Raw genomic sequence first — 9,562 nt, forward strand, 5'->3', positions numbered from 1 at the left:
TTAAAGAAATTATAAGAAATAATTAACTACTGTTTATTTTATATAAATACTTATTTTTCAGCTTATTAATTGTTATTTTAAGGGATTTTAAACAAGATGCCTACTAATTTTCTAATTTCAGGTTAAACAAAAAGAGCTGCCTATATAGACAGCTCTTTATTTGTATATGAATACTTTTAAGCACCCTGTTTCTTCCTCATTTTCATATTGATAAATTCAACTGCTAATGAGAATGCGATAGCAAAATAAAGATAGCCTTTAGGTATAGCTCCTACATGCTGCCCCCCAAGCTGAGCGTGAGAAAGGTGCATACTTTCTGTTATAAGCATAAACCCGATAAGTATAAGAAAAGCAAGGCCAAGTACCTGTATTGATGGGTTAGCGTTTACAAAGTTACCTACCGGTACTGCAAATAGCATCATGACTCCAACCGATATTACTACTGCAGTAATCATTATATATAATGCTCCCGGCAGCCCGTTTGTCATACCAACCGCAGTAAGTATAGAGTCTACAGAAAAGATTAGGTCTATAAGCAATATCTGCATAATAACATTAGAAAAAGATTTTCGAGCTGCACTGCCCAGATCTTTTTCTTCTTCACCTTTGTGGTCTACCTTATGATTAATTTCTTTTGTACTTTTATAGATTAGGAATAACCCCCCGAGGAACAGTATCACTGCCTGCCCGGTAAAATCGGCACTGAACCAGCCCCAGTCGATACTGAATAATGCTGCCTTCATCGCAATAAGCAATGATATACCAAATAGCAGGGCTATACGCATGAACATAGCTAAAAATAAACCTATCCGTGTGGCTTTTTTTCTGTCTTCAACAGGAAGCTTGCCTGTTACAATAGATATAAAAATAATGTTGTCTATCCCCAGTACGATTTCGAGGAATGTAAGAGTCAACAGAGAGATCCATGTGTCCGGGTTCGATAAAAATTCCATAAAATTAATTTAGTTTAGTAACGGTTCCTTTTTGTTTATTTGTATTGCCCACAACAGAAAATTCGAATGTATAAGAGTCTTTTTCTGTGGTAAGTATCTTCATGTGTATGGCTTTTTCCTCCTGCATATTTTTAGGCTTCATTTTCTGCAATATATATTCACAGTCATTAACCCACCTTACACGGGCAGTATCTGTTTTACCTTCAAAGGTTTCAATTTCAAGCGAATCTGTACGTTCAAAAAACGTAACTTTTTTTTCGCCATCAATTTCATATTCAAACTTAAATTTACCTGTTTTAAAATTATTGCAGTTGCGCTCCTTATTATAACAGGACACCAAAAATAAAGCAGGTAAAATTAATAATAGCTTTTTCATACACCGCGTTTTCTTAGTTTGTTTAGTGCTTCATCTATAAAATTGCGCTGCTGCTTTTCTGCAGCAAACTTTTCAGTATTATATTCAGCCGATTTATTTTTAGGTATAGAAAGGCTTTCCCACTCAGCATTCTTCAGCTGTTTTGCAGCAAAAACAATCTGGCCTATGTGATAGGGGTAATGTGCAAGTTGCCTGTTAATGGCTTCTGTAACTGTATGCCCTTCATTTCGGATATAGATAATTGTGGTTAAATTATCCGGGGTAATCTCTTCCAACGCATTAAAAAGGCATGCCCAGCCTGCTTCCCAGCGCAACATGAGTTCTCTCTTGCTTGTAGGAGGATTCTCGAATTCCGCATCGCGGTTACGCCATTCTTTCTCGCCGTCGGTAGTTAAGAAATCTGTCCAGCGCAAGAGCATATTGCCATAAAGATGATTTATAATAATCGCTATGCTGTTATTTTCATTTCCCAATTGAGAGAATAGCTGACTTTCTTCAAGCTGGTCTATGGCTTTTTCAGCGATGGTTTTGTAGTACCAGAACTGCTTTTTTATACTTTCTATGTAAGCCGATGCTATATCCATAACCAGTTAGTCAAGACTTTTCATTATAGTTTTAAGTCCTAAAGCCATAAGCATTATTGCCAGGAAACAGAATATTACCCCAAGCCCGAATACAGGTATAAACAGCGGGTGGTTTTTATTCATACAGGCATTATAGATAACTACAGGCCCCAGAAAAAACTGCGGTACAGCCCAGGCCATATAACCTACGCCTTTCATTAGTAATTTTCTATCTGTTGCCATAACTTTCTATCGCCTTCCTTACGTTTTTATGTTTTTCCAGTAGTGTGGCAGCTTCCTCTTCGGTTATATTCAGTTCATCCATTATCATTTTTGTGCCACGACCCACCAGTTTATGGTTACTTAGTTGCATATCAACCATTTTGTTACCCTTAACACGCCCAAGTTGTATCATGGCAGTGGTAGATATCATGTTAAGTACCAGTTTTTGTGCCGTTCCTGCTTTCATGCGCGAACTCCCCGTAACAAACTCCGGGCCGGTAACCACTTCTACAGGATATTGTGCAGTATGTGCTAAGGGGCTGCCTGTATTGCAGGTGATACAGCCTGTGGCTATACCATTTTTGTTACACATTTCGAGTCCGCCAATTACATAAGGTGTAGTACCCGAAGCGGCTATCCCGATAACAATATCTTTATTATCTATAGCATATTCTTCTAAATCTTTCCATGCCTGTTCGCGGTTATCTTCTGCAAACTCAACTGCTTTACGAATAGCAGTATCACCGCCTGCAATTAGTCCAACAACAAGGTTAAACGGAACGCCAAAGGTAGGGGGGCATTCCGATGCATCAACAATACCGAGCCTTCCGCTGGTTCCGGCACCAATATAAAAGAGCCTTCCTCCATTTTTCATCCTTTCAACAACCTGGTTTGTAAGGGCTTCAATCTGAGGCAGCGCTTTCTCTACCGCAAGAGGAACAGTTTTGTCTTCGGCGTTTATGCCTTTAAGCAGTTCTGCAACCGGCATCTGCTCCAGGTTATCGTAATTTGAGCTTTGTTCTGTTGTGCGTATAAAGGACATACAAAAGTTTATTTCATCAAAATTATAGAAAATATGCCATAATAATACCTAATATTATCACAAGGAGCTTTGCCATATTAAATTTATGCCCTTCACTGCTTTCAAATATAATAGTAGATGATATATGAAATAAAATACCTACAACAACGGCGGAAATTTCTGTGTAGTAATGGCTAATGAATTCAAGGTTACCCGAAACAAGTGTGCCAAGCGGTGTCATTACCGCAAAAGCAAGCATGAACAGGAAAATGGCTGTCTTGCTTAATCCTGAATTAATAAAAAAAGCTGTTAATATTATGGCAATAGGGAAGTGGTGTATGGCAATTCCCCAGGCAAGGTCATGATGGTGTGTAACCGGCATACCTTCTAAAAGGGCATGGGTGCAAAGGCTTATAAACAAAAGCCAGGGCATACTGCTACTATGACTGTGGCTATGGTCGTGCCCGCTGCCGTGCACATGGCCGTGTTCTGCACCTTTAGAGAAATACTCCAGTATTATCTGGAAAATAATACCTCCCATTATAAAAATCCCAATAGGGCTGTTGTGGTTGTGCCCATGTTCATGCCCGTGGCCTTCATGCGCGTGCGCAACACTTTCATAAACTTCAGGAAGTAAATGCATAACTGTGAGCGACAACAGGAAGGAACCACTAAATGCAAGTAACAGTTTAAGGTTTTTTCGGTTGGTTGGCTTTAAGATTAGTGCAGCAAGATAACCCAGTATAACCGATAGTAAAGGCAGGCTGTATATCATGTTACTTAAAAATCATTATTAAACGTTCTGATTCGTTTTTGTAGAACTTGCGCAGCTTATAATCACCAAAAACATCCAGCAGGTAAATACCTGCTTCCTCCATCATGGCTTCAAAATCTTCAAGTGTGAGGGCTTTTACTTTCTCTTTAAAGCAGAATTGTTTTCCTTTATCTTCAAAAGCAATTTCCTTTATTATATGGTTTTCCTCAACATATCGTTTTATATTGAATGCTATGCCGTCAACGGTTTTCACCTCTTCAGGAACAAGGTTGTCAATCACATGATGCACATTCATAAAGTCGATTACCGCCAGGCCATATTCATTAAGGCTTTTGCATATTGCCTTCAATGTAGTAAGGTTATCTTCATCATTTTCAAAGTAACCGAAGCTGGTAAAGAGGTTAAAAATAGCATCAAACTTTTCATCAAGCGGCTCGCGCATGTCATGAACCTTAAAATGTAGCTTTTCATTGCTAAATCTGGATGCTTCTTTTATGCTGTTTTCCGATAGGTCGGCCCCGGTAACATCATATCCAAGTTCGTTAAGATAAACAGAATGCCTGCCTTTGCCACAGGCCAGATCGAGTATTTTGGCATTTTCAGGCAGATTAAGGTAATTGGTAAGATTGTCCATAAACAACCGTGCTTCGGCATAATCACGGTCTTTATATAGTATGTGGTAATAAGGCGTGTCGAACCACGAGGCAAACCAGTTACAGTTTTCGTTGTGCATGTAAATTATTTGTAGCTGCAAATTTATTAATTAATATTAAAGCGAGGCTTAATATTTTTATAATAGATTGCAATGACAGGAATAGCTTTATACTTTAAGCAACCTTTTTATTTTTATATTAAATGCAGCAAAAATAAGCGTCATAAACGGGCTTATGATATTAAAGAACGCATACGGCAGGTACTCAAGCGTTGCAACTCCTAACACGCCCGACTGGTAAGCGCCGCAGGTATTCCACGGTATTAGTACCGATGTTACCGTACCGGCATCTTCTAACGTACGGCTCAGGTTTTCCGGGGCAAGGCCTTTGTTTTTATACGCTTCAGAGAACATTTTGCCGGGAACCACTATGGCAAGATACTGGTCAGAAGCCGTTACGTTAAGTATCACACAGCTTGTAACGGTGCTGGCAAACAGCCCGAAGATGCCTTTTGCAACCTTTAGCAAGGCATTACTAATGGTTTTTAGTGCACCTATAGCTTCCATAACTCCACCAAAAACCATTGCACATATTATCAGCCATATTGTGCCCATCATTTTTTGCATGCCACCCGATGTAAAAAGCCCTTTCAGGGTTTCATTAGTCGTTTCTACGGTGGTTTCTACCGTTATGGCATTCATTACCCCTTTATAGGCAGATTCGAATGTAAGCATATCGCTGCCTCCCAATTTTGCTACAAGCTCAGGTTGAAAAAATACAGCAAAAAAGCCACCTAAAAGCGTACCTAATAGCAGGGCTATAAGTGGTTCTGTTTTTTTTACGATAAGCCCTATTACTACAAGCGGCACTATAAACAGCCAGCCGTTAATGGTAAAACTCTCTGTAATGGCAGTAAGTGTTCCGGGCGTATCGGCAGGGCCTGATGTTTCTTGTGTTAGCCCCAGTATTATGAACAAAACCAATGTTAAGGCATAGGTTGGCACTGTGGTTAACGCCATGTAGCGTATATGTGTAAACAAATCGGTGCCAGCCATTGCCGGGGCAAGATTGGTAGTATCTGACAGAGGGGACATCTTATCGCCAAAATAAGCCCCTGAAATTACAGCACCGGCTACCATGCCCAGGTTCATGCCCATTGCGTCACCTATACCTATAAGCGCAATACCAACAGTTGCAGAGGTTGTCCATGAACTGCCCGTGGCAATAGATATTACAGAGCATATAAGCACACATGCCGGCAGGAAGAAATCCGGATTAAGTATTTGTAAACCGTAGTATATCATCGCAGGTATAATACCGCTGATGAGCCATGTGCCCGAAAGCGCGCCCACAAGCAATAAAATTAATATTGCCCCAGCTGTAGATTTTATGTTCTTGCTTACCTTTTCCATCATTTTAGAATAAGGTATTTTATGAGCAAACCCGACTATAGCGGCTATAGCGCCGCCTATAAGTAACACAAACTGGTTAGAGCCGCCTAAGGCATTGTCACCAAAAACCCGAACATTATAATACAAAATAATTATTAGCGCTATAACAGGTATTAGTGCAGCAGCAAGGCCTATTTCTTTTTTCTTATTAGGAGTAGTTACGGGAGTATTTTCCATTTAGTGTTGCAGAGGTTAAAGCCTGCAATTTAAGAAAATTATGTTAATGCGCTAAAACAGGGCAGAAGTCATTAAAATTTTTCGAAAACCCCAAGACCGAATAGCGCAAAATCATACTTAACCGGGTCGGCAGCATCCATAAGCCTTAATTGTATATCAAGTTCGGATAATGCTTTTGCATCGTTTTGTTTGCGTGAAAGAATTCCCAGCTTTCGCGCCACATTACCTGAATGTACATCAAGCGGGCAGGAAAGGGCAGAGGCAGGTATGCTTTTCCAGATGCCGAAATCAACACCTGCTTTATCCTGGCGTACCATCCAGCGCAAATACATATTAATTCGCTTTGCAGCTGAACCGGAGAGTGGGTCCGATACGTGTTTTTGTGTCCGGTTTTGGTGTTCTATTTCAAAGAATGCTTTTTTAAACTCACTTATGCTTTTTTGAAGGCTGTTGTCATTTAAGTTTTTCCTGAAAACAGCTTCAGGCCCGCCATGATTAGTGTATATATTGCGAAGTGCGGCTATAAATGTAGAAAAGTCGGCACCATTAAACGTGCGGTGTACAAAACCATTAAGCGATTCTAAATGGTGACTGCTGTGCCCCATAACAAAATCGTAGGGGCTGTTGCCCATCAAATCCATCATCCTGCGGGCGTTGCCTATAATCATCTTGCGATTGCCCCACGCAATGGTTGCAGACAGAAAGCCTGCTATTTCAATATCTTCTTTCAGGGTAAAGCTGTGCGGAATTTGGATCGGGTCAGATTCTATAAAATCAGGCTTGTTGTAAAGTAACACCTTTTCGTCAAGAAAAGCTTTAAGTTCGGCAGCATCCATTTTCAAATTCATACTGCAAAGATACCAACCTCAAAATAATTATTATCTTAAAGTTTTTACCGACTTAAATCCCGATTCAATAGCGTTATCATTCCTCAGTTGCGGTATGTAGCCTGTTTTCCTTTCAAAATAGCGCAACTGTGCGCTGTTTACACAGGGCAGTGGGCCATTAGCTGTCCCGTATAGAAAGAAATTCTGTGAAGGTGAGTAATACTCCATATTTCCCGATTTCAGTTTGTTATACCCAATGTCAGGATATCGTGTTACAGGTTCAGGAATGTATAGCTGTGAGAATCGAAATCCGGCAGATGCCTGATGAAAACGGTTATTGGTAACCCCGCCGTAGTTAATATTGGTTATGAGTATTACAGCAGCCAAAGCCCCTGCTGAAACAGCAATTTTGTAAGCCCAGTAGCGATTATCAATAGCTTCGTATACTCTGTATGCAAGTAAAAGCAGTAAGAACACAACTACAGGTAAAAAAAACCTGAACTGTGGTGATATCAATAACAATATAACAAACTGGGCAAGAATGGCACCATAGGCAAGCCTGTATGTGGGGTGTAGCCTGATGGTTTTGAGAAAGGGCATGATAACCAACAACAGTACTATGGCTTTATTCAGCAATCCTTTCATTCCGGACATGGTGAACCAACTTATAAGTTTTTCTGACATGCCTGCGCCGGCAGCGGTACCATAAACATTCTTATCGGCAGTAGTATTTATGGTGTTAAGTATTTCAGCAGGTACTTTCCAGTCTGCATCTACAGATAGTATAGTTAACGGATATAATGGATAACCTGAAACAATTATATTTTTAACTACCCACAATATAAACACACTTAACCCCACTATTGAAAAAAATGCAAAATGCTTTTTCCTGATAAGTTGCTGTAAAAAAAGCAGGGCCAATGGCGCTACTGTTACTTTAATAAAAACTGCAAAGGCAAATAGTAAAAGGGCAGCTTTAAAGTTATCTACTTTATTTTGGGTATAAAGCCATAACATACAGGGTATTATACACAACAATGGCAAATCAGGTGAGGGGGCATCTAAAAACATAAAGTAAAAAACCGATAACATAGGCAATAAACCCAACCAACTTTTAAGAGCTTCCTGTTTTGTTATAGCATACGTGAGCGTTACAAGAAAGATGAAACCGTTAATGTCATTAAAAGATAAACCGGTAAAATTCAGGTTAAGCCCTGCGTGCAGTATATGCCAGGGCGAAGCCTGAGCCAAGAATATATGCAGGTTGGCAAGGCCTTTTAGCAACCCAAATTCATTTGCCCATTTAATGGTTTGTATGTAATAGCTTTCGTTATCTATCACAAAAGGTACCTGGGCACTTTTTAGTGCTGCGGCAAATATGAAAAACAGCAGTATGTATTTTTGAAAAGGCTGTAGCGTTTTTAATTTTAGCATACTACTTCCAAAAATTGTTTTAATATCCTTACGATATATGTAATACAAGCTAATAGCAATTAGTACTACTATCCCTAAAACATAAATATTAAGAGCAGTAAATAATGATGCTGTTGTAAAGCCAAAGCAAAGGAAAAGTAACCCGAATAATACTGCAAGGCATATATTAGCTGACTTAATACCGCAAAGCTTCTGCAATAACACCCCAAATGGCAATGTTATTATAAGCAGGAACAGCCAGTATGCCAGTATCAGCAGCATTATTGGTTAATTATACGCCCGTCACTTATTACCAGCTTACGGTCGGCCATATTAGCCAGTTCTTCGTTATGGGTTACAATTACAAATGTCTGTCCCATTTCGTCACGCAGCTTAAAAAACAGCTTATGAAGGTTTTCTGCAGATGCAGTATCCAGATTGCCCGATGGCTCATCCGCAAAAATTACAGCAGGGTTGTTTATAAGTGAACGCGCTACAGCCACACGTTGCTGTTCTCCGCCCGAAAGTTCTCCCGGTTTATGGTTAATCCTGTGCGCAAGGCCAAGGTAATCAAGCAATTTTTTAGCTTCGGCTTCTGTTTCTTTTTTTGATTTTCCTGCGATAAAGCCGGGAATACATACATTTTCTAATGCGGAAAATTCAGGTAGCAACTGGTGAAACTGAAAAATAAAACCAAGCTGAAGGTTACGGAAACGCGAAAGTGCTTTATCTTTCATAGCAAGTATATCTTCATTATTTATTGATAATGAAGCATTGCTGTCTTTTGAAGGTTTATCTAAAGTACCAAGTATTTGCAGAAGGGTTGTTTTACCGGCACCCGAGGCACCTACTATAGAAACTATTTCGCTTTTTTTTATGTGAAGGCTAACCCCTTTTAGCACATGAAGGTCGCCATAGTGTTTATGTATATTTTGTGCCTGTATCATTTGCGCTGTTTTCACAAAGAAACAAACATTTTAAATAAGGATAAAATCTTTTTTGGCACAATATTTCGTATATAATTGTAAAGTTTAGTTAACCGGACTATTCTTAAATATTCTAATCATTAATTTTGGAAAGCATGAGCAAAGCATTGGCGCTATTTTTAGCAATAGTATCTTTTTCCTGCCAGGCTAAACCTGAAAAGGATAAGCAGGAAAATGTAAGTGACAATAAAACTAATAACATAAACACTATGGAAAACAAAAAAACGGAAACAGCCATTTTTGCAGGTGGATGTTTTTGGTGTACTGAAGCATTTTTTACAGATATAAAAGGAGTGGAGAAGGTGGTTTCCGGCTATATTGGCGGTAAAACCGAAAACCCCACTTATAAAGAGGTTTGTGGCGG

At 39.4% G+C, this 9,562-nt stretch carries 12 protein-coding genes; 1 reads left to right on the plus strand and 11 read right to left on the minus strand.

The window, feature by feature from the left end:
- Positions 1–176: 176 nt before the first annotated feature.
- From Q0K96_RS14470 to Q0K96_RS14520, 11 genes are all read right to left on the minus strand, one after another.
- Positions 177–953: a TerC family protein gene (locus Q0K96_RS14470; protein ID WP_297334693.1), complete on the minus strand. Its 777-nt coding sequence runs from the start codon at positions 951–953 to the stop codon at positions 177–179.
- Between the two features lie 4 nt (positions 954–957).
- Positions 958–1,329: a DNA topoisomerase IV gene (locus tag Q0K96_RS14475; RefSeq protein ID WP_297334694.1), complete on the minus strand. Its 372-nt coding sequence runs from the start codon at positions 1,327–1,329 to the stop codon at positions 958–960.
- Positions 1,326–1,913 (minus strand): DUF1572 family protein, encoded by a 588-nt coding sequence (locus Q0K96_RS14480; RefSeq protein WP_297334695.1) that lies wholly within the window; start codon positions 1,911–1,913, stop codon positions 1,326–1,328. The genes Q0K96_RS14475 and Q0K96_RS14480 overlap by 4 nt, the downstream gene beginning before the upstream one ends.
- Before the next feature lie 6 nt (positions 1,914–1,919).
- Complete coding sequence (locus tag Q0K96_RS14485) at positions 1,920–2,135, minus strand: DUF6095 family protein (protein WP_297334696.1); 216 nt, start codon at positions 2,133–2,135, stop codon at positions 1,920–1,922.
- Positions 2,122–2,937, minus strand: a complete 816-nt coding sequence (gene murQ, locus Q0K96_RS14490) for an N-acetylmuramic acid 6-phosphate etherase (RefSeq protein WP_297334697.1) — start codon at positions 2,935–2,937, stop codon at positions 2,122–2,124. The genes Q0K96_RS14485 and murQ overlap by 14 nt, the downstream gene beginning before the upstream one ends.
- A 22-nt stretch (positions 2,938–2,959) precedes the next feature.
- The gene (locus Q0K96_RS14495) at positions 2,960–3,691 is read right to left on the minus strand and encodes a ZIP family metal transporter (protein WP_297334698.1); all 732 of its coding nucleotides are present in this window, start codon (positions 3,689–3,691) and stop codon (positions 2,960–2,962) included.
- Position 3,692: 1 nt separating this feature from the next.
- Entirely contained in the window at positions 3,693–4,424 is a 732-nt protein-coding gene (locus Q0K96_RS14500) for a class I SAM-dependent methyltransferase (RefSeq protein ID WP_297334699.1), read from the minus strand.
- A gap of 87 nt (positions 4,425–4,511) precedes the next feature.
- A complete protein-coding gene (gene nhaC / locus Q0K96_RS14505) occupies positions 4,512–5,972 on the minus strand; it encodes a Na+/H+ antiporter NhaC (protein WP_297334700.1) in 1,461 nt (486 codons plus the stop codon).
- A gap of 71 nt (positions 5,973–6,043) precedes the next feature.
- Positions 6,044–6,808: a TIGR02757 family protein gene (locus Q0K96_RS14510; protein WP_297334703.1), complete on the minus strand. Its 765-nt coding sequence runs from the start codon at positions 6,806–6,808 to the stop codon at positions 6,044–6,046.
- Between the two features lie 42 nt (positions 6,809–6,850).
- Positions 6,851–8,494, minus strand: a complete 1,644-nt coding sequence (locus Q0K96_RS14515) for a hypothetical protein (protein ID WP_297334701.1) — start codon at positions 8,492–8,494, stop codon at positions 6,851–6,853.
- On the minus strand, positions 8,494–9,159 hold the full coding sequence (locus Q0K96_RS14520) for an ABC transporter ATP-binding protein (RefSeq protein ID WP_297334704.1): 666 nt from the start codon (positions 9,157–9,159) through the stop codon (positions 8,494–8,496). The genes Q0K96_RS14515 and Q0K96_RS14520 overlap by 1 nt, the downstream gene beginning before the upstream one ends.
- Positions 9,160–9,293: 134 nt before the next feature.
- On the opposite strand from Q0K96_RS14520, the gene Q0K96_RS14525 reads away from it, so the two are divergent.
- Positions 9,294–9,562: peptide-methionine (S)-S-oxide reductase (locus tag Q0K96_RS14525; protein WP_297334702.1), on the plus strand; the 269-nt coding region annotated here is incomplete at its 3' end.

Origin of the sequence: Flavobacterium sp. (assembly GCF_024305175.1) — a bacterium.
Taxonomy (GTDB): Bacteria; Bacteroidota; Bacteroidia; order Flavobacteriales; family Flavobacteriaceae; genus Flavobacterium.

Bases quoted from the DNA above. Each gene is read 5' to 3' on its own strand.
- Q0K96_RS14500 (WP_297334699.1), bottom strand. From the start codon at position 4,424: ATGCACAACGAAAACTGTAACTGGTTTGCCTCGTGGTTCGACACGCCT.
- Q0K96_RS14520 (WP_297334704.1), bottom strand. From the start codon at position 9,159: ATGATACAGGCACAAAATATACATAAACACTATGGCGACCTTCATGTG.
- Q0K96_RS14475 (WP_297334694.1), bottom strand. From the start codon at position 1,329: ATGAAAAAGCTATTATTAATTTTACCTGCTTTATTTTTGGTGTCCTGT.
- Q0K96_RS14510 (WP_297334703.1), bottom strand. From the start codon at position 6,808: ATGGATGCTGCCGAACTTAAAGCTTTTCTTGACGAAAAGGTGTTACTT.
- Q0K96_RS14515 (WP_297334701.1), bottom strand. From the start codon at position 8,494: ATGCTGCTGATACTGGCATACTGGCTGTTCCTGCTTATAATAACATTG.
- Q0K96_RS14470 (WP_297334693.1), bottom strand. From the start codon at position 953: ATGGAATTTTTATCGAACCCGGACACATGGATCTCTCTGTTGACTCTT.
- Q0K96_RS14495 (WP_297334698.1), bottom strand. From the start codon at position 3,691: ATGATATACAGCCTGCCTTTACTATCGGTTATACTGGGTTATCTTGCT.
- nhaC (WP_297334700.1), bottom strand. From the start codon at position 5,972: ATGGAAAATACTCCCGTAACTACTCCTAATAAGAAAAAAGAAATAGGC.
- Q0K96_RS14480 (WP_297334695.1), bottom strand. From the start codon at position 1,913: ATGGATATAGCATCGGCTTACATAGAAAGTATAAAAAAGCAGTTCTGG.
- Q0K96_RS14485 (WP_297334696.1), bottom strand. From the start codon at position 2,135: ATGGCAACAGATAGAAAATTACTAATGAAAGGCGTAGGTTATATGGCC.
- murQ (WP_297334697.1), bottom strand. From the start codon at position 2,937: ATGTCCTTTATACGCACAACAGAACAAAGCTCAAATTACGATAACCTG.